General features: G+C 40.9%; 20 protein-coding genes. 16 read left to right on the top strand and 4 right to left on the bottom strand.

The window, feature by feature from the left end; genetic code table 11:
- Positions 1-219 precede the first annotated feature (219 nt).
- From rfbA to D1970_RS19895, 6 genes are all read left to right on the top strand, one after another.
- A complete protein-coding gene (gene rfbA, locus D1970_RS19920) occupies positions 220-1,101 on the top strand; it encodes a glucose-1-phosphate thymidylyltransferase RfbA (RefSeq protein ID WP_119114609.1) in 882 nt (293 codons plus the stop codon).
- Positions 1,102-1,124: 23 nt separating this feature from the next.
- Positions 1,125-2,189: a dTDP-glucose 4,6-dehydratase gene (gene rfbB, locus D1970_RS19915; RefSeq protein WP_119114608.1), complete on the top strand. Its 1,065-nt coding sequence runs from the start codon at positions 1,125-1,127 to the stop codon at positions 2,187-2,189.
- Positions 2,190-2,266: 77 nt separating this feature from the next.
- A complete protein-coding gene (locus D1970_RS19910; RefSeq protein WP_119114607.1) occupies positions 2,267-4,267 on the top strand; it encodes a CDP-glycerol glycerophosphotransferase family protein in 2,001 nt (666 codons plus the stop codon).
- A gap of 41 nt (positions 4,268-4,308) precedes the next feature.
- Entirely contained in the window at positions 4,309-5,595 is a 1,287-nt protein-coding gene (locus D1970_RS19905; protein WP_119114606.1) for an ATP-grasp domain-containing protein, read from the top strand.
- Between the two features lie 3 nt (positions 5,596-5,598).
- Positions 5,599-6,726, top strand: coding sequence for a DegT/DnrJ/EryC1/StrS family aminotransferase (locus D1970_RS19900; protein ID WP_119114605.1), 1,128 nt, complete (start codon positions 5,599-5,601; stop codon positions 6,724-6,726).
- On the top strand, positions 6,716-8,539 hold the full coding sequence (locus D1970_RS19895) for a glycosyltransferase (protein ID WP_181213349.1): 1,824 nt from the start codon (positions 6,716-6,718) through the stop codon (positions 8,537-8,539). The genes D1970_RS19900 and D1970_RS19895 overlap by 11 nt, the downstream gene beginning before the upstream one ends.
- A 93-nt stretch (positions 8,540-8,632) precedes the next feature.
- Here D1970_RS19895 and D1970_RS19890 read toward each other — a convergent pair whose 3' ends face one another.
- Together D1970_RS19890 and tagD are read right to left on the bottom strand one after the other, a co-directional pair.
- Complete coding sequence (locus tag D1970_RS19890; protein WP_119114603.1) at positions 8,633-9,802, bottom strand: CDP-glycerol glycerophosphotransferase family protein; 1,170 nt, start codon at positions 9,800-9,802, stop codon at positions 8,633-8,635.
- Positions 9,795-10,193 (bottom strand): glycerol-3-phosphate cytidylyltransferase, encoded by a 399-nt coding sequence (tagD, locus tag D1970_RS19885; RefSeq protein WP_119114602.1) that lies wholly within the window; start codon positions 10,191-10,193, stop codon positions 9,795-9,797. Before tagD ends, D1970_RS19890 begins: the two co-directional genes overlap by 8 nt.
- 478 nt (positions 10,194-10,671) lie before the next feature.
- Here tagD and D1970_RS19880 point away from each other — a divergent pair, with 478 nt between their 5' ends.
- Both D1970_RS19880 and tagH read left to right on the top strand, forming a co-directional pair.
- Positions 10,672-11,478 carry an ABC transporter permease gene (locus D1970_RS19880; RefSeq protein ID WP_119114601.1) on the top strand — a complete coding sequence of 269 codons (807 nt, stop codon included), beginning with the start codon at positions 10,672-10,674 and terminating at the stop codon, positions 11,476-11,478.
- Positions 11,479-11,497: 19 nt separating this feature from the next.
- Complete coding sequence (gene tagH, locus D1970_RS19875) at positions 11,498-12,316, top strand: teichoic acids export ABC transporter ATP-binding subunit TagH (protein WP_119114600.1); 819 nt, start codon at positions 11,498-11,500, stop codon at positions 12,314-12,316.
- Between the two features lie 56 nt (positions 12,317-12,372).
- Here the strand turns inward: tagH and D1970_RS19870 are convergent, their stop codons facing one another.
- Positions 12,373-13,521, bottom strand: a complete 1,149-nt coding sequence (locus tag D1970_RS19870; protein ID WP_119114599.1) for a glycosyltransferase — start codon at positions 13,519-13,521, stop codon at positions 12,373-12,375.
- Positions 13,522-13,658: 137 nt separating this feature from the next.
- On the opposite strand from D1970_RS19870, the gene galU reads away from it, so the two are divergent.
- Positions 13,659-14,537 (top strand): UTP--glucose-1-phosphate uridylyltransferase GalU, encoded by an 879-nt coding sequence (gene galU / locus D1970_RS19865; RefSeq protein WP_119114611.1) that lies wholly within the window; start codon positions 13,659-13,661, stop codon positions 14,535-14,537.
- Positions 14,538-14,723: 186 nt separating this feature from the next.
- Here the strand turns inward: galU and D1970_RS19860 are convergent, their stop codons facing one another.
- Complete coding sequence (locus D1970_RS19860) at positions 14,724-16,796, bottom strand: LTA synthase family protein (RefSeq protein ID WP_142921041.1); 2,073 nt, start codon at positions 16,794-16,796, stop codon at positions 14,724-14,726.
- A gap of 188 nt (positions 16,797-16,984) precedes the next feature.
- Here D1970_RS19860 and D1970_RS19855 point away from each other — a divergent pair, with 188 nt between their 5' ends.
- The 7 genes from D1970_RS19855 to D1970_RS22635 form a co-directional block, all read left to right on the top strand.
- Positions 16,985-18,415: an O-antigen ligase family protein gene (locus tag D1970_RS19855; protein WP_119114597.1), complete on the top strand. Its 1,431-nt coding sequence runs from the start codon at positions 16,985-16,987 to the stop codon at positions 18,413-18,415.
- A 177-nt stretch (positions 18,416-18,592) separates the two neighbouring features.
- Entirely contained in the window at positions 18,593-20,128 is a 1,536-nt protein-coding gene (gene murJ / locus D1970_RS19850; RefSeq protein WP_119114596.1) for a murein biosynthesis integral membrane protein MurJ, read from the top strand.
- 6 nt (positions 20,129-20,134) lie between these two features.
- Positions 20,135-21,316 (top strand): glycosyltransferase family 4 protein, encoded by a 1,182-nt coding sequence (locus tag D1970_RS19845; protein ID WP_119114595.1) that lies wholly within the window; start codon positions 20,135-20,137, stop codon positions 21,314-21,316.
- Complete coding sequence (locus tag D1970_RS19840; protein ID WP_259339723.1) at positions 21,270-22,073, top strand: WecB/TagA/CpsF family glycosyltransferase; 804 nt, start codon at positions 21,270-21,272, stop codon at positions 22,071-22,073. The genes D1970_RS19845 and D1970_RS19840 overlap by 47 nt, the downstream gene beginning before the upstream one ends.
- A 34-nt stretch (positions 22,074-22,107) precedes the next feature.
- On the top strand, positions 22,108-23,211 hold the full coding sequence (locus tag D1970_RS19835; RefSeq protein ID WP_181213351.1) for a glycosyltransferase family 4 protein: 1,104 nt from the start codon (positions 22,108-22,110) through the stop codon (positions 23,209-23,211).
- A gap of 114 nt (positions 23,212-23,325) precedes the next feature.
- Positions 23,326-24,387: a glycosyltransferase family 4 protein gene (locus D1970_RS19830; RefSeq protein ID WP_119114593.1), complete on the top strand. Its 1,062-nt coding sequence runs from the start codon at positions 23,326-23,328 to the stop codon at positions 24,385-24,387.
- Positions 24,388-24,465: 78 nt separating this feature from the next.
- The coding region (locus D1970_RS22635) for a hypothetical protein (RefSeq protein ID WP_220453208.1) at positions 24,466-24,645 on the top strand (180 nt) is incomplete at its 3' end.

Below are 24,645 nucleotides of genomic sequence, written 5' to 3'. Positions count from 1 at the left end.
TCGTCATTTACACAAAATTATTGACGCTCCCATTTATTTTTCTTTAATGTTTCAAAGGTTTAAGAATTGGTGTCTTTCTCGTAATGAGTTGAATAAAGGGATTGTTTCCTATAAAATAAATGAGTGATTTAATCCATAAAAAATCTGACAAAAATCGAGAAATTTTGAGCTTATTATTCAGAAGTACTATAAAAAAAACCTGAAAGGTAGATGAAACAGATGAAAGGCATTATTTTGGCTGGAGGTACTGGGAGCAGACTTTACCCCATAACAAAGGCTATTTCAAAACAATTGGTTCCAATCTATGATAAACCGATGATTTATTATCCTCTTTCGGTTTTGTTGCTTGCGGGGATTCGTGATATCTTGATTATTTCAACACCGGACGATCTTCCATCATATGAAAGACTGCTTGGAGAAGGAACGGATCTTGGGATTTCTATTTCTTATGCTGTTCAGGACAAGCCAGGCGGCCTTGCGGAAGCATTTATTATTGGTGCTGACTTTATCGGGGACGATAGTGTTGCACTAGTCCTTGGAGATAATATTTTTTACGGCCAAGGATTTAAAGAGTCATTACAGAGAGCTGTGTCCCTTGAAAATGGAGCTGTCGTATTTGGCTACTATGTAAGCAATCCGATAGAATACGGTGTTGTAGAATTCGACGAATCGGGAAATGTTATCAGTATAGAAGAAAAGCCGGAAAAACCAAAGTCCAATTATGCAGTTCCTGGTCTATATTTTTATGATAACAAAGTGGTTGAAATCGCGAAAAGCATTAAACCATCTGCCAGAGGGGAAAAAGAGATTACTTCCATTAATGAAGTCTATTTAAAAAATGGTGAGTTAAAAACAGAAATTCTTGGCAGGGGAATGGCTTGGCTTGACACTGGGACTCACGGCAGCCTTCTAAAAGCAAGCAACTATGTTGAGGCGGTTCAAAACAGGCAAGGCTTATATATATCTTGCATCGAAGAAATTGCATACAGGCAGGGTTACATTAATAAAGAGCAGCTGCTTAAGGTGGCTGAATCACTGAATAAAACCGATTATGGTCGATATCTGTATCATATCGCCGAAACCATCCCATCGAAACTATAAGATTTGAAGAAGGTGTGAATAGAATGAAAACTTACTTAGTGACTGGTGGAGCAGGCTTTATCGGCTCGAATTTTGTCCAGTATATGCTTAATAAATACAATGATGTGAAAATCATCAATGTGGACGCTCTCACCTATGCCGGAAACCTTGAGAACCTTAAAAGTATTGAGGGCCATAAGAATTATTTGTTTATACAAGCAGATATTTGTGATGCTGCAGCAATTGGTGGGATTTTCGAAGATAACGAAATTGACTACGTAGTGAACTTCGCTGCCGAATCCCATGTAGATAGGAGCATAGAACACCCGGAAGTCTTTGTCCAGACTAATGTTCTCGGAACCCTTAACCTGCTAAATATGGCTAAAAAGTATTGGTCTATTGGTGATGATGAGTTCAAGGAAGGGAAAAAATATTTGCAGGTTTCCACTGATGAAGTATATGGTTCTCTTGGTGAAACAGGGTACTTCACCGAAGTGACGCCTCTTGACCCGCGGAGCCCGTATTCTGCGAGCAAAGCGTCAGCAGATATGCTTGTAAAGGCTTATTCAGACACATATAAACTACCAGTGAACATTACAAGATGTTCCAACAATTATGGCCCTTTCCACTTTCCGGAAAAGCTGATTCCTCTCATTATCAATAACTGCCTCAAACATGAAAAAGTGCCGGTATACGGTGATGGCCTCAACGTAAGGGACTGGCTGTATGTCGAAGATCATTGTAAAGCAATTGATATGGTCCTGAGGAACGGAAGGCTTGGAGAAGTTTACAATGTTGGCGGCCATAATGAAAGAACAAATATCGATATAGTGAAAACAGTCATTTCTTATTTGAATAAAAATCATGACCAAAGCATAAATGAGGAACTTATCGCTTATGTTAAAGATCGGAAAGGCCATGACAGAAGATATGCAATTGATCCAACGAAAATCACAAATGAGCTCGGCTGGGTACCTGATACAAAGTTTGAAGATGGGATCGTTAAAACAATAGAGTGGTACCTTAGTAACCAAGGTTGGATGGAACGAGTAACCAGCGGTGATTATAAGGATTATTACAGTAAAATGTACAGTGGCAAATTAAAATAAGCTGTCGTTATTTGTTGATGAAGAAGGAATCTTAGTGTATGTTTTAGTTTTTCAACGTGATAGGAGAAGAACCAATAATGAAGAAGAAAATAGGAGCAATGCTCAATAAAATGATTCTTGACCATACAGTCAAGAATCTCTTTGTGGATAACCGGACCTTGGTCATTGAATATGAAGGCTTAAGGAAGATTAGTTCCAAAAGATATGTCATGGTGAAAGACAGGCAAAGCGGAAGAAGGCTAATCAAGGAGTTAAGTGGAAGAAGAGCATCTTTTGAACTTGATGAGTTAGCTGAACTTGCGGAAAATGGGAAATTAGATTTGTATATCTTTGCTAATATTCTTTCAAAACGGATTATCAAGCGTTCCCGGTTTCATGCCCCTTTACAGTCGGTACAGTTCATTGACGAGAAAACCCGGTGTAAATGGCGAGTTACCCATACGAAAAACAAGAATCTTACAGTCGTATCTGAAAAGATGCTTTTTAACCACCATATTACAGAGTTAAGTACGGTGGATTCTAATTTTGCCATTAGCGGCAGAATTGAAAGCTTTCACCAAATGGTTCCAAAGACGGCGGAAATTATTATTCAAAGGAGAGACGTTTTCAGGCGATATAGCTTTAAGTTGGACTTAAAGGAAGTTGGTGCCAGCCAATATGAATTCGAAGGAATTCTATACCCTGAAAAGCTCAAATTTGACTTAGTCAACAACTCAAGATGGGACCTATATCTTCAATTAAGTGACGATAATGGAAAACTTCTGAATAAAATGCTTATTAATATGCAGAGTTTTAAGGAATTTTTCAGGGAAGAGGACAGATACCTCGAGACAATCCCAACTGAAAAGGATTTTGTTTTTGCCTTATATGCGACGATGGGAGGCAATAGTCTGGCCCTTTGGTATACTGATTCAGCCCAGTTTGCCCGAACTTACAATATCGCAAAGGGTAAAAGTATATTTAATCAGACATGTGAAGCAGAGCCCGTTCATGAGAAGATAGTCTTTTTTGAAAGTTTTTTCGGAAAAAATTATTCAGGTAACCCAAAATATATTTATGAACATATGATGAATAACCCTAAGTATAAAGATTATACATTTGTATGGTCATATTCTGGTGAAAACACTGATACGATTCCTGGAAAAAGGATTATCGTTAATCGTGAGTCAGAAGATTACTATAGTTATTTGGCAATGGCTAAATATTGGGTCAGCAATATTGTCTTTCCGGTACAGAGGAAAAGAGAAGGAAATGTATACCTGCAGACCTGGCATGGTACCCCTCTAAAAAGGCTTGGCTTCGATATCGACATCGTTGGCCCTGAAACCCTAGCAAGGGAAAATTTTTATATTGAATCCAGGAATTGGGATTATCTTCTTTCTGCAAATCGTTACTCCTCGGAGATTTTTAAAAGAGCGTTTAAATTTGAAAAAGAAATGCTCGAGGTTGGTTACCCTTTAAACGACATTTTTTATCAAAATGACTTGAATAGCAAGGTTTCTTCAATAAAGGAGAGATTAGGCATCCCAGCGGACAAAAAGGTGATTCTTTATGCCCCTACATGGCGGGATAATGAGATGTCTGGTTCATGGGCACATTCATTTCAATTGAAGTTTGATTTGGAACGCTATTACGAAAAATTGAATGACGATTACGTATTATTACTCCGAATGCATCATCTTATATCAGATGCTTTAACTATTGACGAAAAATACAAGGATTTTGTCTATGATGCTTCAAAATACGAGGATATACAGGAATTGTATATTGCTTCAGACCTTTTAATTACCGATTATTCATCTGTCTTTTTTGATTATGCCAATTCCCGCAGGCCAATCTTGTTCTATGCTTATGATTATCAGGAATATAAAGATAATGTCCGTGGTTTCTATTTGGATATGGAAGAGGATCTCCCTGGTCCGGTCATCCAGGATGATATCCAATTGCTTGATGCCATTATGAACATCGATGATATTCATGAACAATATAAAGATAAATATCAGCATTTCACTGACAAGTACAATTATCTTGATGATGAGAATGCCGCAAAACGGGTCGTTGACAGAGTTTTTAAATAAGATTTTCTTTTTGCTGTAAACTATGAAAAGGTGTGAAAAAATTGCAGAAAAATGTATTGGTTTTCCCATGTGGATCCGAGATTGGATTAGAAATCCATAATAGTTTGAAATTTGTTAAAGGCATTAAACTATTTGGTGCATCCAGTGTTTCCGACCACGGCAAGTATTTATACAGCAACTATATTGAAGGAATTCCTAACGTAGAAGATCCAAGCTTTATCGAAGCAATAAATAACATGATTGAGAAATTTAAAATAGACTTCATTTTTCCGGCGCATGACAGCGTTGTCCTTAAACTGGCTCAGAATAAAGACGTGCTAAAGGCAGAAGTAGTTACATCCTCAATGGAAGTTTGCGAAACCTGCAGATCGAAGAAGAAAACATACGAATATTTCGATGGCGAAGCATTTGTTCCTTTTATGTATGAAAAGGCGGAAGACGTAGAAGAATTCCCAGTGTTTTTAAAGCCAGATGTGGGACAGGGGTCAAAAGGAATTGCGCTTGCTAAGAACCGTGAGGAACTTGTATTTCATTTAGATAAAAACGATGGTTTATTGATACTTGAATACCTTCCTGGGAAAGAATTTACAATCGATTGTTTTACAGACCGGCATGGAGAGCTGAAATTTGCTGGTATGAGGGAAAGAAGAAGGATTAAAAGTGGTATAAGCGTTAATTCCTATACTATGGATATGGAACCAGAAGTATTCCAGATTGCAAAGAAAATAAATGAAAAGATGGATTTGCAAGGTATGTGGTTCTTCCAGGTGAAGGAAGCCAATAATGGTTCATTTAAACTTATGGAAATTGCTCCTAGAATTGCTGGAACAATGAGCCTTTATAGAAATAAGGGCATTAACTTTTCCCAGCTAAGTATCTATGACCGTCTTGGTTTTGATATAAACGTCATTTCTAATAATTTCGATATCGAGATTGACAGGGCTTTAATGAATCGGTTCTCGATTGATATTTCCTATGATAAGGTTTATATCGATTTTGATGATACGATTACCTTAAGCGGTAAAGTCAACCCTTATATTATGATGTTCATTTATCAGTGCCATTATAAAGACATTGAGGTTGTATTAATTACAAAACATATTCATGATATCGAGGAAACATTGCGTAAGTTGAAAGTAGATAGGGGACTTTTTGAAGAAATTGTCCATATTCAGCAGGATGATGAGAAGCACAAGTACTTTAAATTAGAAAAATCATCGATCTTTATTGATGATTCCTACAGTGAACGGAAAAAAATTCATGAAAAATTTGGTATTCCTGTCTTTGATATTGATGCAATTGAAAGCTTAATTGACTGGAGAAATTGACCTATGAACCCACAATTGATATTTGAACAGGCAGTCCCGGTTACAAAGCCAAAACTTCCTAAATATGCAAATTATACTGAAACGATCAAGGGGATATGGAACAGAAGATGGCTGACAAATGATGGCCCGCTTCATCAGGAGTTTAAGACAAAGCTTGAGAGAACATTAAAAGTTCCATTTGCAGAGTTATTTACGAATGGCCATTTAGCACTTGAGATTGCGATAAAGTCTCTTGGGCTAAAAGGGGAAGTGATTACGACACCGTTTACTTTTGCATCAACAATCCATGCGATAAGCAATTGCGGCCTCACTCCGGTTTTCTGCGATATAGATAGAGAGACGCTGAATATTGATCCGGACGAAATAGAGAAACATATTACTTCAGAAACTTCTGCGATTGCTGCAGTACATGTATTTGGAACACCATGTAATGTATATAAAATAGAGAAGATTGCTCAAAAGCATGGTCTGAAGGTAATTTATGATGCCGCGCATGCGTTTGGCGTAGAACTGGATGGCAAGGGGATTGGGAACTTTGGCGATATATCCATGTTCAGTCTGCATGCGACAAAGGTCTTTCATTCAATTGAAGGCGGCCTACTAACGTTTTCTGATGATTCGTTTTCTCCCAAGTTAAAGGCACTTAAGAATTTTGGGATTACTTCTCCAGAGAGTGTCGATTATATTGGGACGAATGCAAAAATGAATGAATTTCAGGCTGCAATGGGTCTTTGCAATCTTGAAGAACTGCAAGCGGACATTGCGGCGAGGGAAGCCGCTTACCAAGCCTATGTTTCTGTATTTCAGGAGATGGATTCCGTCCGCTTCCTTCAAGGCTATTCTAATATTAAGGCGAATTATTCTTACTTTCCTGTTCTTTTTGAAAGTAAAAACGTACGGGATCAGATGTTTGAGATATTAAAAAAATATAATGTTCTGGCACGAAAATACTTCTACCCGCTGTGTAACGACTTCTCCTGTTACAATGCAGACAGCAGTAATACTCCAGTGGCGAAAGAGGTCAGTGACAGTGTACTGTGTTTACCAATGTTCTCTGATCTTGGAGATGTAAAAGCGCGACAGATTGCTGAAATTATTAATTATGAGCTGGGTGATAAGATTGGCGGGTAAATACAAACTCAGCGTGGTTGTACTAGTTTATAACACGGAGCCTTACCTAAGGGACTGCTTCGATTCATTGGTTAACCAAACGCTGACAGATATTGAAATCATCATTGTGAATGATGAAAGTCCTGATAACAGTGCTGTAATCATAGAAGAATACAGGAAAAAGTATGATAACATCACTGTAATCAATCAGAAAAATGCAGGCGGAGCTGTAGCGGGGAATAAGGGACTCCATGCAGCATCTGGAGAGTATGTTACCATTATGGATTCTGATGATATTGTTCCGCTTGATGGATATGAAAAATTATACAATAAAGCGAAAGAGATGGATGCCGATATTGCAATTGGAAGGCCGCATCTCTACATTGAAGGCAATATCAGGGAAGTAAATTATAAAAAGGAAAGTGATGTCTGGAAAAAGGAAAGGGTTATAACCGATTTACTTCAATTTCCAGATATTTTTTATGATTGCTTTTACTGGAATAAAATTTACAAGAGAGAATTACTTTTTAATAATAACTGTTTTATGCCTCCAGGTATGTTGTATGCGGACAGGCCAATGGTCCATAAAGCATATCTCTATTCTAAAAAAATTGTGGTCATTCCAGAAGTAGTCTATCTATGGAGAAAAAGGGGAAATACGGAAGTTAAATCGATCACCCAATTAACAACCGATATTGGTAATTTTAAAGATCGAATTTCCTCCCTTTACTATCAAATTGATTATTTTAATGCTTTTGGAAATGAGCAAATAAAAACTGAATTTCTAAAGAGAAACTTAGACAGATTGTTTTTCCCTATTAAGAATATTGTTTTTGATGGAGACTTCAGGGAAGCATATTTAGAGGAAGTAGGTTCCCTCCTAAAAACAATTCCCGATGTGTACAACAATGACTTGGGGATTGTAAAAAACCTATATATATATATGATTATTCATGGCATGGAAGAAGAATTAATTCATTTCTTGGAGTCTGAGCCAAGCGGATCAATCAAGAATGAAAATGGATTATATTATTGGGCGCTTCCGCTTTTCAGGAATCAGGAAGTAGATATTCCAGATAAATTTTTTATGATTGATGTCATGCAGAGTCAATTTGTGAAAATCTCTCGTTTGGAAGCTTCGGATAAGAGAATAACAATTGACGAAGTTAGCGTGCCTGAGTATTTTCATGTTGAAAAAGCAGAGATTGAGTTTATATCACGGATTAATGCAGAAGAAAAAATGGTCTTTGATTTACAATCAAAATCAGAACATGTTTTTACAGGGCATCTGGAATTGCCACGAGAACCTATAACCAATGTCTATGAAGTTTATCTCTCCTTTAAATATAATGGGAGGGAAGACCGCTTTAGGATAACAAAAAAAATGTTTGACTCATTCGACAGGAAAAATGAGCTTTCACATGGAAGACTATACTTCCAAAAAGGATCTTTACTTACCTACTTAGTCATCAGCACTAAAATCAAAGAAATATGCATGGATGAAAGTGGAGTGAGAATTGAGGCCCAAGACCCGCTTACACAGTATCTTGACTTTTATTTGAAAGATAGAAAAACGGGTGATAAGATTTATTTTCACAGGAAAGAAAATGGTGTTTACGTTTTGCCATGGAAACATTTCCTAGAGACTAATTCAACATACGATTTTTATTTATCAGTTATGAAATCTAGTAAAAGGCTTACCGAAGCTATTGTCAGCAGTTTAAGCGGGGAACCGTTCACTTTAGATAAAGTATATAGGGAAGTCTATAAAACAAATAAAAATAATATTTCACTGAAAGCTGTGTCTTCATTAAGAAAGAAGATAAGGTGCTAGGTGGATTTCGGTTCTTTAATATAATAAAAACGGAGTAATGGGTGGCATTACTCCGTTTTTATTTTTTTATTCCATTGGGTTTCTTCATCCACTTTAATCAAGATGGTCCTTTATATATGTGATGACATTTTTACTTGAGTTTCCTCTTGAATAGCTGTTCCAATTTTGATTGAACTGTTCAACTACTTCTTCGCTGAATCTGCCATTTTTAATGGTATCGGCAATTTGTTCTGTAGAGAAAGCAATCGGGCCGGGAACCAAATCCGTATAATCTTCCCATAAGCCTCTTTTTTGGTTATAGTCTTTTAGATCATACGGAAAAAAGACCATTGGTTTCTTCAAAAGAGAAAACTCAAACGGAAGGGATGAATAATCAGTTATTAATATATCTGTGATAAACAGAAGGTCGTTAATGTTGGGATAACCAGAAAAATCATAAGCAAAGTCTTCTAAGCCTGAAGCTATAAACGCCTCTCTTTTAATTGCTGGATGTAGTTTTAACAAAAAGATATAATCACTGCCAAGTTCACGTTTCATGAGATCAAGGTTGACTCTAAGCTCGTAGGAACTAAGCTGGTCATCCCGATAAGTTGGCGCATATAAGATGACTCTTTTACCTGCTAAAAAAGGATAAAGGCGGTAAAGTTTTCGGATGCTCTTCTTTCTTCTTTTTTCGTTAAAGAAAAGATCAGTCCTTGGTATACCTGTCCGCAATATTTTATCTTCCGAAACATTAAAAGCCTTTTTAAAGATATTTGCCATTTTTTCTGATCCTACCACAACTTTATCGAATCTCTCATAGACTTTACAGAATCTTCTTTTTGCTCCGCTGCTTCTGAAAACAATTGATTCGTCTTCAAGTCCGAACTTCTTTATCGCACCATTTGCGTGCCACAATTGGATGCACTGTACTTCCTTTTTGAAATTGGCTGCTGCAAGAAAGCCATAGTAATTGTCTATAAATACAACTTTTGCGGTTGCAAGGTGGTAAACTGAACGGATAAAGCTTGTTATATGACTGATTTCAAATAATAGGGTACTTGCCTCTTCATATTTTGAGAAGTAGGGAAGCACCCTTTTATTTGCTAAAAAAACAGTACGACAAGATTTATCTTGTCGTCTTAGTTCTTTATACACATATTTGTTATTTTCTATAAAAGATACAACAAACACTACTTTTTTCTGTACCGGGAAAAATCTCGAAAAGAAAAAAATAGTGGAAAAAACCCGAAGGTATAAAAAAACTGCAATTTCTCTAGCCATTGTTAACTTTTAATAAATCTTTTTTAATCTTCGTAGTGGAGATACCCACTGTACGAGGAAGATATATGACTTCACAATAATCTTTCAAGAAGTCAAATTTCCCTTTCCAGTCATCGCCCATTACAAAAATATCGATGTTGTTATCGACAATATCGTTAATTTTTTGTTCCCAATTATCTTCAGCTATTACTTCATCTACATAGCGAATTGACTCTAAGATCATTTTTCTGTTATCAAAGCTGTGATAGGATTTTTTGCTTTTCAATGAATTGAATTCATCACTTGAAATCGCTACGGTCAAATGGTCTCCAAGTGCTTTCGCGCGCTTTAATAAGTTAATATGGCCCCAGTGAAGCAAATCAAATGTGCCATATGTTATCACTTTTTTCACTTAAATTACCCCCTGATATTTTATAGAGACTTATAATTTGAGAGACTGATATATTTTCATTATTATTGATACTAGAAATCTATTTTCTACTATAAACAACTATAAGATATTATACAAAACTTGTCGAGGAATGTAAAAGCAACGTAAACACGTATAGTCAATTATAAAAAATATATTGAGAACTTTCAAGGTAGGGTAAATTTTACCCTATCTATGTAAAGGGAATATCAGTGCTGAGTATATATTATCCTATTTTAAACACTTAAAACGCTTTTATTTAATAGTAAGCTATTTGTTATATATCTTTAATGGATAGAGATAGTTCTGAAACATTTTGAAACAGAATATGAAAACCCTTATCACTATTGAGTTTTTTTAGGATGAGCGTAAATAATGGCAGTTTATCAATTAAAAAAATAGTGTATAATCAATACGTTGTGTTCATCGTATATTTCTTGTCGATTAGGAAGGAAGAATTATGAAATCAGCTATTACCGTACTTAGAGAGCAAATAGAAGCGTTTTATCTGGTAAGAAGACTTTCTTTATACGAATTAAAGAGCCAAAATAATAATAATTACCTTGGGATGTTGTGGGAACTGCTGAATCCAGGGATTCAAATTGCAATTTATTGGTTTGTTTTTGGTTATGCGATCAGGGGAAATGACAGAGCTGTGGGTGACATTGCTTTTTTTCCGTGGCTGCTTGTAGGGTTGATTGTATGGTTCTTTGTTAATCCCTCAATTACACAGGGATCGAAGTCTATTTACAGCCGAATCAAGGTCATTGCGAAGATGAGCTTTCCTTTAAGTGTAATTCCTACCTATGTAATTTTCTCGAGACTTTACTCGCATTTATTGCTGCTTGCCATTAGTATAATCATGCTTCAGTTTCTGGGTTTTCCTGTGAGTATTTACTATCTGCAGCTTCCATATTTTATTTTTGCAACTTTAGCGTTACTTGTATCCATTTCAATCTTAACTTCAGCTTTAGCAACCATTGTCCGTGACGTGCAGATGATCGTGCAATCCCTTATGAGAATGTTGCTGTACCTTACACCGATTTTATGGGAAAGGGATCTTCCGGGAATTGCCGGTTTACTGATTAAGCTTAATCCTTTCTATTATTTGGTTGAAGGGTATCGAGCTTCACTGCTTTATGAAGAATGGCTGATTTTTGAACGATGGGAGTTTACTCTTTATTTTTGGGGAGTTGTTCTGTTCATCTTTTTAATTGGCTCCTCAGTACATGTAAAATTCAGACGTCATTTCGTAGACTATCTATAATAATTGGAAGTGATTTTCGTTGGGTAAATCCGTGATTGTAAAAAACGTTTCCAAAAAATATAAATTATATAATAAAACCTCCGAAAAGCTATTGGATATTCTGCTCCCTAAAAGCTACGGTGAGGATTTTTATGCATTAAGAAATGTCAGCTTTGAGGCTGAAGATGGAGATGTCATTGGATTTGTTGGGATTAATGGATCCGGAAAGTCGACACTTTCCAACATCATTGCAGGCATCATTCCAGAAACCAGTGGAAGTGTTGAAGTAAAAGGCCAGGCAGCGTTAATCGCGGTCGCTTCAGGGTTGAACAATGAACTGACCGGCCGGGATAATATTGAATTGAAGCTTCTGATGCTTGGTTTTAGTAAGAAAGAAATTAAGGTATTAGAGCCCGAGATTATTGAGTTTTCAGAGTTGGGAAAGTTCATTGACCAGCCTGTAAAATCTTATTCAAGCGGAATGAAGTCCCGCCTTGGCTTTGCGATATCTGTTAATGTAGATCCAGATATTCTGGTGATTGATGAGGCGCTATCAGTTGGCGATAAGGCGTTTGCAGAAAAGTCGCTTGATAAAATGAATGAATTTAAGGAAAAAGGAAAAACGATGTTTTTCGTGAGCCATTCGATTGGGCAGATGAAACAGTTCTGTCAAAAGGCCCTTTGGCTTGAGTTTGGCGAGGTTAGGATGTATGACACAGTGGACAAAGTTATACCGGCCTATGAAAAGTTTCTGAAAGAGCATAAGGCCATGTCGAAGGCGGAGCAGAAAAAGTACAGGGAAGAGGCCCAGGCTCGAAGAAGCGAGTCTGATACTCCTTCTTCCTTGTCATCGAAATAATGGAAAGCGCCAGAGGATTTTTCCTCTGGCGTTTTTGTATAAAATTAAAAATTATTCTAATTAAGTTTCTCGCCAATCAGCTCTCCCAGCCTCCTAGCCCGCGCCTCCCACGAGAGGCCCGCTATGGCGGCTTGCTGTCTCGCTTCTTCTTCTTTGCTTCTATCGAGCGCAGCCCGGATGCCGTCTGTAAATTCTTCGGCTGTTGCTCCGCTCTTCACGAAGGATGAAAAGCGCTCTATGCTTGGATGGTTTGTCGAAACGACTGGCTTTCCGGTAGCAAGGTATTCATATACCTTCAGCGGATCACACGCCAATGAATGTGGATCCGTTGTCCGCGGCAGAAGTAGGACGTCCGAGGCATGGAGATAGGCTGGGACTTCGCCGTACGGTTTTGCGCCAAGGAAGTGAACGTTCTCTAACGATTGCAAGACCTCAAGCTGCCTATTATCAATGGCTTGATAGTCGATGGGGCCAATCATGACAAACTGCATATCTTTTAGTTCTCTTGCGGCACTGCTGAGGAGCGGAAAATCAATCCAGCTTGTGAGTGCCCCGACAAATGTAATCCGGGGATGGACAATCTTGTCTAAATCTACCGGAGCATGGCCCGAATTCTTGCTGAACCGCTCTATATCGACTGCATTCGGCAAATAGGCTGCTTCCTTGCCTAGCAGTTCCTGCGCCATGTTTACGAGATGCTGGGAAACGGCTGTTATTACTGTGGCTCTTTTTCCAATCTCTCTGTACATTTCCTGAAGCTTCTTCCGTTTTTCGGGCTGGATGGAAGGGAAACTTAAGTTATCGTCCAGAATATCAAAAACAAGGTGCTTGGGTTTTAGCGCCATCACATATTCATAGGATTGCTCAAGGGTAGTAGGCGTGACATACATTATCGTATCCTCGCGCCAGCCTGCGCCCAACCTCTTTGATACAAAGCTTTCCAGGGTGGAAGCAGACAGCTTTTCCCGTAGGCGGTGAAGCCCGTGGCGGGTAGGAATGAGACTGTAAGGCGGGTTCCAGATACTGACCTCACCATCCTGGCGTGCACTCCAGTTCATTGCCAGGCTGCGTTTTTCAGCCTGCGGATTGATATATACGATATTGCTGAAATCACTCGCAAGAATAGTGGAGCGGATCGTATCACTTAATTCAGAGTAATTCCATGGCATCATGCCGAGTACTAATAAACGCAGATCTTTTTTCATTATATTAGCTCCTATTAATGATTTAGCAGTTTTTTAGCGAGTTGTGAAAGATTCCCTTTTTATATATTATGTAATTATACTCTAGCAGTTTATTAAAAGAAAATAAGAATCATTGGGAGGGAGAGCATATGAGCACAGTGAAAATCCGTAAAGCCATTATTCCAGCAGCCGGTCTTGGAACACGTTTTTTGCCGGCCACGAAAGCGCAGCCGAAGGAAATGCTTCCGATTGTCGACAAACCGACCATCCAGTATATTGTCGAAGAAGCCGTTGCTTCAGGTATTGAGGATATATTGATCATCAGCGGCCGCGGGAAGCGTGCCATAGAGGATCATTTTGATAAATCGTACGAGCTTGAAGAAACGCTAGCCCAGAAGAAGAAATGGGACATCCTTGAAGAGGTACAGGGAATCTCTAATTTGGCTAATATCCACTATATCCGCCAAAAAGAACCTCTTGGTCTCGGGCATGCGATTTATTGTGCCCGCAGATTTGTTGAGAATGAACCATTCGCCGTGTTGCTTGGCGACGATATCATTCAGACAGAAGGGACGCCTGGATTGAAGCAGCTCATTGATGTATACGAACAAAAAGAATCTTCCGTTGTAGGTGTGCAGCCTGTGGATTGGAATGATGTATCCAAGTATGGAGTCATTGATTATAGCATGGTAGAAGAGGGCGACCGCATCTTCAAGGTAAATGCCCTTGTTGAAAAGCCTGCAGTCGAGGCAGCACCTTCCAATTACGCGATATTGGGCCGTTATGTCTTGAGGCCTGAAATCTTTGATATCCTCGAAAACCTTGCACCGGGCGCCGGTGGGGAAATCCAGCTGACAGACGCTTTGCAGATTTTGAATCAGTCCCATGGAATTTACGCTTGCCACTTTGAGGGCAAGCGCTACGATGTTGGCGATAAATTCGGATTTATCAAGGCGACAATCGACTTTGCTCTCCAGCGTGATGACGTAAAGGACGATGTGGCGAATTACTTAACTAAAATTGTGAGAAATATGTAAGATAAAAGACCAAAGAAGAAGCGGTCCGAAATCTACTTTCTCCTTCGTTACCAGGAAGAAATCGTCGTTACGAAGCTGACTTAGCACCGTAACGACGATTTTTTCTGCTATTAGGACCTCTGCTTCTTGTTTCTCCTGTTATTTCCCGGCAGGCTGACACATCACCTGCCGCATTCTGGTTTTCCGTCACTCTCCATCAAGAGGAATCAGCTTGGTCTTTGCAATTGGCGTCTTTTGGTCATCGAGCACTTTTACATCGACGAGCTTTTCTTTTTGCTTCCGCATGCTGTCGGGCAGGACAGCGAGCATGACGTTTTCGCTGACGAACTTCGTTTGGAGCAGATTATCATTGTAAAAGACCTTACCGTGCTCCACGAAGTTCTTACCTGTTACCCGTATGTTGTACTTGCCTTCGGACACGGTGTCGGCACTTGTGATTGCGATCCGCTCACTGCCGAGGAAGTAGTCCTCCACGGGAGAGACCGGATTGTTTTTATAGAGATACTGGTTGCCGTAAAGCGTGTCATAATGGATCAGCTTATAATCTTCGAGCTTCGACTGGTCCAGCTTCTCCTCATCATTATGTTCCCTCCGGGGAATGATTGTAATGCCTTGGTCGTATACTTTCTTGGTTTCCCGGAAAACGGGTGACATCTCTTTTTTAGCATGACTGAGCAAATACGAGCCAAGGAAGTTCGGCGTCATTTTCAAGCGTTCCCTGTTGCCAGGTGGCGTGAAATTGTCCCAGACGACAAGCGGTGTGGAATACATTTTTTCATAATCACTGTAAATGTTTGTGTCCTTCATGTAACCTGCCTGGCGGTATACTTCGAAATTATTGCCAAGCATCGGCAGGTGGTCGCCATAGATGGCGACGATTGTCGGCTCATTCAGCTCCTTAACGCCATCGATGAGCGTCTTGATCGATTCATCGGTATCTTTCAGCGTCCGGCAGTACAGGTCAAGAATATATTTCGTTTCCTTGTTTAGAACGCTGGATTTCGAACAGCTTTGCAAGTCATTGTAACGGATGTCGATGTACGGCCCGTGGCTCGCCACTGTGACGACATTTAGAAAATCAGGGCCTTCCGTCTTTTTCAGCTCGGTGACAGCCTGGTTCATCAGTTCATTGTCATCGATGTACGGCCCGATTTTGACGGGATTATTGAAAAATTCCATTGCGACGAATTTTTCGAATCCGAGGTGCTTGTAGACGACGCTTCTGTTATAGAACCAATTCTTGAAATTATGGACCGCGGCGGTACGATAGCCCTGTTTACGGAGCACATGGGCAAGCGAATCGGTCGGCCGGTTGATGTAATAGGCTTCCATGGCTTCTGGCTGGAATCTGGTCGTCAGCCCTGTCAGCACTTCGACTTCCGAATTGAACGTCCCCCCGCCGTAGATATGGACCCGCATATCTCCAGAAGGATAGTTTTCGGAAAGCGCCCGGAAGTTCGGGATTGGGTCATACTCCAGATCCAACTTTTCGAGCTTGAGCGGATCCCATAACGCTTCGGCAAGCACGACAATGATGTTTGGCTTGAAATTGGGGTCGACAGTCCCTGGTGGCGTTTTGACGGTAGCGATTTTCCCTATCCTGTCCTCCCCGTAACGGAAAGGCTTCTGCACGGTTGTTTTCTTCCTGATTTCCAAATATCCTCCTGCAAGGCCGAGACTGCCGTAATCATCCTTTTGCTGCTCCTCGCTCACACGCATGGAAAACACTTGCGGATTCATCGTCAGCGCGGCAAAGAGCAGGATGGAGAAAAACGAAATGGCCGCCCGGATTTTTAGGGGAAGCTGCTTGGAATGCCTTATGGCAAAGTAAATCATCACGATGAACAAAGCGAGTACCAGGGCGATGGCAGCACCTGTCCTCCAGGTGAACAGATCCCCGGCGCTGTCCATGATCGCTATGCCTTCTTTCACAAGCTCTAGGTCGGTCGGCATCAGCCTTGTCCCACGTAGCTGGAATTTGCGGTAGCTCCCGTACGCCACAAGGAACCAGAACCATGACTGGAGAAACAAAAAAGGAATGAACAATTTTTTTGGAAGAAAAATAAAGGAAGATACAAATAAAAGGTAGAACAAATACGATACAAGAACTGAAAAGCTGCTGTCGAAGATCCAATCGAAGGCGCTGCGGAGGGATCCGCGATGGATTGCTTCGGTTACGAAAAGCGTGAGAAACGGAATGACGATCAGAATCGTCATATATACGGATACTTTTTTGTTTGCAGTGATTCTCCCTTTCATCAAGCTGCCCTGCCTTCCTGAATCTATGTTAATGTTTTGTTAAAATGTAAATTAATGATAACAATTTTAGCGGTTATTTGAAAGTTTACAAAAAAAAAAACCTTCCGCTTCTTGAATTTGTGATATTATATTCCGAGAAAAAGGAATAGAAGAAATTATACATATGTAGTATAAAGGTGGTTTCATCATTGGAGTTTATTCGAAAATATGGATTGATTGTATCTGTTGCTCTGCTTATTTTTAGTTTGCTGTTCCCCGGTACAGTGGTCGGACTGGCCGTTACTTTGCTCATTGTTGGCATGCTCGTGCTTAATCCAAAGCAGGGGATTTTGTTTTTAATTGTTTATTTCCCTGTCAGGCCTTTTCTGATTGAAGTTAACGACAGTATCAAGTTTGTGGGAGATTTGCTTATTATTCTCCTTTTCATAAAGTGCCTTCCATACTATTTCAAGAACAAGGGAGAATGGAAACAGGGCATTGTGTTTATTGCAGGATTTCTTGCTTTTTGTGCCATCGGTGCAGCTTCAGCGCTTTTGACCGGTGTATCGATTGGCGCCATTGTTTTTCAGCTAAGGGCCTTCCTGATTACATTTTTACTGATTTTTGTAGTTCGAAGCCTTGATATTACAAAAAAAGACGTTATTTCTTTTTTATGGGTCACGATCCTGATGGCTGTCCTGCTGTCCGTCCATGGCATTATTGAAAAAGTGTCACTCAGAACAATGTTTTTACCTAAGAGCTGGGAGAATATGCACCTTGCAGAGACCAATCGGATGAGAATTTACGGTCTTATCGGGAATCCGAATGTTTTAGCGACGTATCTCTCGATCGCTTTTATTTTTACGCTTTATCTGAAACGGATTGTTCAAAATAAGCAGGTACTCATTACAGCTTTTTCCGTTTTAATTTTTGGCGCTTTTATTTTAACTTATTCACGCGGGACGATTATCGCCCTAGGTGTCGGCCTGGTCGTATATCTCTTCCTGTCAAGGGACTGGAAAATATTCAAACCTCTTCTTCTCAGTCTTGTCCTGTCCCTCCCGCTCGTCTATTATCCGGTTGTCCAGCTTACAACCTATATGGAGAACCATTCGGAAAAACACCAGAGCGACAAGGAACTGAGAGAGAAAAACGGCGACTTCTCTCAGCGGATGAATGAAGCTTTCAATAAAGACACGATTAAAAAGAGTACAGCATGGGGCAGACTCTATGTTGTGAACAGAGGGTTTGAAATTTTCAAAGAGCATCCTGTAATTGGCACAGGCTTCGGCACATATGGCGACTCAGCGTCCCTGGCTTATTCTTCGCCTATTTATGAGCGCTATAAAATACCGGAAAATTTATATTCCGATAACCAGTTTATTCAGGTAATTGTTCAAACAGGCGCCATGGGTGTCGTGACGTTTGCTGTATTCATCCTTGGGATGGTAGGTTCACTCTGGAAAAGGCGAAAGGAAAATGCCGCTGCAATCGCGCTGATTGCCATTCTTGCAGGGGGCTTTGCTGCTGGAATGTTCTATAACATTTTTGAAGATAAAACCTTTACGCTTTATTACTATATCCTGATTGGTTTTGTGCTGAACTCCATGGTCGCTAGAAACGGAACCATGAAACGATAAGAAAAATAATTCCCGGGGCGCATGCAGCGGGAATTATTTTTTATTTTCCGCCCTGTATTTACGCTGATTTAATATACTCTTAATTTACATGCTATTCCAATCGAAAGTGGTAAAGTTTATAATGAGCATATTGCAAATTTTTTTGTGTACAAACAGAGAGAAAAAAGAGGTATTTGTATGATAGCGAAGTTTAAGAAACTTCCCGGCATTGTAAAGGCAGTCGGCATTGTGACCATCATTTCGGCCTTTGGAAAGATACTCGGTTTTGTGAGAGAAGCGATAATCGCCACCTATTTTGGAGCGTCAGAGACGGCCGATGTCTTTTTCGTCGCCAATATAATTCCAACCTTGCTGTACACAGCAATCGGGATTGCCATTTACTCGGGAATCATCCCGATTTATGTAGAAGAAAAAGAAAAGGATCCTGCCAAAGCTGATCAAACGATGAGTGTTCTTGGAACTGTTTTCCTCGTTTTTGCAACTTTTATCTCGGTTCTATCGTTTATATTATCGGAACAGCTTGTCAGGATGGTAGCTCCGGGTTTCAGTGAGGCAAAGCAGGAAACGGCAGCATTGCTGACTAGGATTATGGTGCCAGGGATTATTTTTATGGCACTGACGACCATTTCTACAGGCGTACTTAACTCCCATAAGAAATTTATCGCCCCATCTTTAACGGCAACAGCTCAAAATATTGTCGTCATTCTCTTTACCGTGCTTTTAGCAGACAAGTACGGCGTGTACGGCCTGGCAGCCGGTGTCCTTGTCGGCACGATCTTCCAGTTCCTGATCCAGTATCCGTCCATGTCAAAGTATGATATTCGGCTCAATTTTTCTTTCAGGAAAGAAAGGAAGAGGATAAAGGAAACATTAATTCTTTTTTACCCCATCATCATTGCTTCACTGGCAGTACAGATCAATGGGGTAACTGACCGCATCATTTCTTCAGGATTTGAAGCGGGCAGTGTGTCGGCACTGAATTATGCCACTAGGCTCATGCAGCTTCCGCTCAGCATCCTGATGGCTCCGCTCATCACGGTCCTGTATCCTTCAATCGTCGAATCGGCCTTAAAGGGAAAAAAAGAGTTCTTTTCACTTGTAATGAAAGGGGCCAAAACGATTATTTACCTTTCAATCCCGTTTGTCGCTGTCATGGTGATTGGGGGCAGGGATCTGATTGAACTCGCTTTTGAGCGGGGGGCATTTGACAACGATGCTACTTCGGGAACAGTTCCTGTGTTTGTCTATTATTCCCTCGGGCTTGTGTTCTTCGCTCTCAGGGACTACTTGATGAACTGTCTGTATGCGTTGAAAGAAACAAAGCTGGCAATGTATACGAGCGTTTCAATGGTGTTGGTCTACGTCATCCTGAGCTTTTCCCTTTCTGCCTTTTTTGAAGTTTCAGGAATTGCTATGGCAACAAGCATCGCCACACTTCTACAGGTACTGATGCTCTCCCTGTTTTTATGGGTGAAAACAAAGCCGGAGGAAGGCGCGTTAAAGGAACTCTTAATGGATATCATGAAGTTCCTTGGCGCTTTTGCAGGAACGTGCATCGCCGCATACCCGGTTTATCAATATATTCATGACCTGCCCAATATCCTGCTGCTCACAATCATCACTGTCATTGTGTTCGCCGTGTTCCTAGGGCTTTCCTACATTTTGCGGATAAAAGAAACAAAAGTAATTTTGCAATTATTTAAAAAGGGGTAATATCTTATGAAAATCTTGATTACAACCATTTTCCAGTACCCTCACGAGGGCGGACTTTCCACACATGTATCCACATTGAAGAAAGGGCTGGAGGAGCTTGGGCACTCTGTAGATGTTTTGTCTTTCAGCGATATGAACCCGTTGATCCGTAAAGTTTATGCCCAGGCACCCGGGTTCCTTATCAATAAATTCAATAAAGGCAAAGGCCAGCTTTTAAACGACCGTCAAAAAAGAAAGCTGCTTTCCTCCTATCTGGAGCAGAGGAAGGGCCAATACGATCTTATCAACTCACAGGACGTATATGCGGCAATCGCGGCGATAGAGACTGGTGTTCCAACCGTTGCGACTGTCCATGGATATTTTTCCTTTGAAGCCATCAGCCGGGGCGCGATTATTAAAGGTAGCGAGGAAGACAAGGAAATCCTTGAGACCGAAAGACAGGCGTATAAAAACGCAGCGAAAGTCATCGCGGTCGATAAACGGATACGGGAATATATTTTGGAACAGACGGATGTTGAAGCGTTCACCATCAAAAACTTCATTGATGTGAACGATTTTCAGCCGGCAAAAGAGGATCATTCAAAGGTAAGAGCCGAATTCGGACTGCCTGAGAACGCCAAGATCCTATTTGTGCCGAGAAGGCTGACAGAGAAAAATGGGGTGACGTATCCTGCCCTTTCCCTTCGCAAGGTTTTGGAGAAGCATCCTGACACCATGCTTGTCTATGCAGGGACTGGGGAACAGCAGGGAAGAATAGAGGAGATCATGGCAGAGCAAGGACTTCAAAAGAATATTAAACTGCTCGGCTCGGTTCCTCACGAAAAAATGAAGGGGCTCTATGCGGCGGCTGATATTGTGCTTGTCCCAAGCGTGCATTCGTACGGGGTCGAAGAAGCAACCTCCATTTCGGCACTGGAAGCAATGGGCTCCGGCGCTCCGGTTGTTGCGGGAGCGGTAGGGGGACTGAAGGAAATATTCGTCCATGAGCAGGATGGATTGCTCGTGGATGTCCAAAATATCAGCCAGTTCTCCGATTCAATCATCAGGATCCTTGATGATCCATCATTCGGGCAGAAGCTTGCAGACCTTGCACGCAGCAAAGTAGAGGACGAGTACTCTCATCTTGCAGCGGCAGGGAAATATGCGGAAATATATGAGGCTGCACTGGCAGACCACCGAAAAAAGTAAGAGAGTAGGTATTCTGTTGCACATGACGCGAAAGAAAATAAATGTTCTAGGAATGGAATTTGATTATTATAATGCGTACGACTTAATGAAGGCTCTTCGGGGGAAAATAAATCGAGGAAAAAAAACCTTTTTGGTGACGGCCAACCCTGAGATTGTCATGTATGCGAGGAAAGATGAGGAATACAGGGAAATATTGAAGGATGCCGATTATGTGATTGCTGACGGCACTGGCGTGATCCTTGGTTCAAAAATGCTGGGCACACCTCTCCCGGAGCGGGTGGCAGGCTATGACTTAATGTGCTCCCTGCTGGAGGCCGGAAGCAGGGAAGGCTGGAGTGCCTACTTCCTCGGAGCTAAGAAAGAAGTAGTCGAAAAAGCTGTAGACACAGTGCATGTAAAGTACAAAGGATTAAAGGTTGCCGGCTATCATGACGGCTATTTCAAGAATTCAGATGCTATTGTAGCGGAAATCAAAGCCGCAAAACCTGATTTGATTTTCGTCGCCGTGGGTTTTCCACGCCAGGAAAAATGGATTTATGAGCATATGGGCGAATTTGAGAAGGGCCTATTCATCGGGGTTGGCGGAAGTTTTGACGTTCTTGCCGGAACGGTGAAAAGAGCTCCGGAACTATGGCAAAGGGTACATGCGGAATGGCTTTACAGGCTGCTCCAGGAGCCAAAGAGATGGAAGCGGATGCTGGTCCTGCCACAATTTGTTGTGGAAGTGGCAAAAGCGCGAGTTCTTAGGAAAAAATGATATTACTTTAAACATAAAGGAGACTGGTGCCTTCATGAAAATACTGCACCTGAATGCTGGGAACGAGACAGGCGGGGGCATGGTCCACATTTTGTCATTGTTAAAGGGCATTAATGAAAAAGAGTTGATTTTGGGTTTGTTTGAGGATGGTATTTTTGCCAAAAAAGCAAAAGAGCTTGGGATCAGGACTGTTACATTCAGCCAGTCTTCTCGGTATGATATAAGCATTCTCTTCAAACTGAAAAAGTTCATTAAAGATGAAAAAATTGATATTATCCATACACATGGGGCTCGGGCCAATTTATTTGGCTATATCATCAGGCTGATGACTGGCGTCACATGGGCAACAACTGTCCATAGTGACCCAAGAAATGATTTTCTGGGCAGGGGCATCATTGGCAGGATGTTTACATGCCTTAATATGGCGGTATTGAAAAAACCAGACCATTATTTTGCCGTTTCTGACCGCTTCAAGGACATGTTGAGGGAATTTAATGTAAAAGGGAACAAAATTACGGTGATTTACAATGGAATAGACTTTGACTTCTCTACTAAATGTAAAATTTCCAGAGAAGATTTGAAACTTCAGGCCGAGGAATTCGTCTTATTAATGGTAGCCCGTTTTGACCCTGTAAAAAGGCATGAATTAGCCATTGCGGCGTTTGAACAGGCAATGGGAGCCTCAAAGGAAAAGATCAGGCTGCTATTTGTTGGGGAAGGTCCTGAAAGGAAGCGGATAGAGGCGCTAGTCAAAGACAGAAACCTTGAGAATGATGTTCTGTTTATGGGTCAGCAGGAAGAAGTCGCTCCATTTTTCCAATTGGCCGACATTACATTGCTGACGTCCAAAACAGAGAGCTTCCCTCTCGTACTGCTTGAATCCTCCAGGGAAGGCACTCCAGCCATCACGACAGATGTTGGCGGTGTAAGGGATATGATTCCTGACAATTCGTACGGTTTCATTGTTGGTGAAACCCCTGATTCAATTGCCGCTGCGATTCAGGAGGCAATTTGTTTGAAGGCCCGGGGACAGTTGAAAACAATAGGCAAAAAATTCCGCAATTATACATCCCAGCGTTACTCGGTTCAATCATTTGCCGATAGTGTCTATAATGCTTATAAACTATTTGTGCATTAATGTTTATTTTCAACAGCAAAAGACTGTGCTATAATCCACTAAGACAAGAAGGACTATTGCCGTTCTTCTTCCAATTTTAAAAATCTATGGCTTTTTAGATAAACGGAGGGCATTATGTTATATATAACAATGGTCGCTTGTTTTCTGGCTGCAATACTCCTCACTCCATTCGTAAAAAAGCTGGCATTCAAAATAGGGGCAACCGATCAGCCCAACAAGCGAAAGGTCCATCAGAATATCATGCCCCGTCTTGGCGGACTGGCTATTTATATGAGTTTCCTCATTGGAATATTTCTGATTCGGCCCGAGGAAAGCTTTCACTGGCCAGTTTTAATCGGGAGCCTGATCATTATCGCAACAGGCTTGGTCGATGATGTAAGAGAAATCTCGCCAAAAGTGAAACTGGCAGGGCAGATTGTTGCTGCGCTCATCGTTGTAGTTGGAGGCGATATGAACGTAACGTTCATCAATCTTCCGTTTGGAGGCGAGATTCAATTCGGTATCTTCAGCATTCCGCTCACAATGATTTGGATCATCGGCATCACCAACGCCATCAATCTGATTGACGGCCTTGACGGTCTGGCTGGCGGCGTTTCGACCATTGCCCTTTTGACGATTGCCGGAATGGCTTTTATCATGGGGAACGATTACGTGCTGGCAGTTGCCCTGATTACGGCATGCAGCACCATCGGTTTCCTGTTCTACAACTTTCATCCCGCAAAAATATTCATGGGTGATACAGGAGCCCTGTTCCTTGGATATATCGTCGGTGTCTTGTCACTGCTAGGATTTAAGAATGTTACATTCATTTCCCTGATTGTGCCAATCATCATCCTGGGTGTGCCTATATCGGATACTTTCTTCGCTATAGTACGGAGGCTCGTGAATAAGCAGCCTTTGTCTGCGCCTGATAAATCGCATCTTCACCATTGTCTCCTTAAGACGGGTTTCACTCATAGACAGACGGTGCTGCTGATTTATGCGATGAGTGCCATGTTCGGACTAACAGCCTTTATATTTTCGTTTGCAACAGTATGGGGATCACTGATTGTCATCCTCGCCATACTGATCGCAATCGAAGTGATTGTGGAGAAAATCGGCCTTGTCCGGGATGATTACAAACCTTTGCTCAAAGCTTATAATGAGGTTAAAACTGTACTGGAAAAAGCGCGATAATCAGAATTTCATAGAGTAGTAGAAAGGCTGCCTTTGTGGGCAGCCTTTTTGTTATTGTTTCAGGATTAGTAATAGGCTGTGTTGCAGTTTTATCTTGATTTTTTGCTGGCAATGCTGGAGTTTGATAGGGAGAGTGCATTTTTACCAGAAAAAAAGCTGGTTTTGGTTGTATGCAACCGGTTATATCAGTGGATTTTCAAAGGCTGGTCATCGAGTATTTTAAGATATTCCCGATTACGAGCGATATATTCCCGATTA

The organism is Mesobacillus zeae (assembly GCF_003570705.1).
GTDB lineage: Bacteria > Bacillota > Bacilli > Bacillales > Cytobacillaceae > Mesobacillus_C > Mesobacillus_C zeae.
The sequence above is the reverse complement of the archived record's forward strand: the minus strand, read 5'-3'. Positions and strand labels throughout refer to the sequence as shown.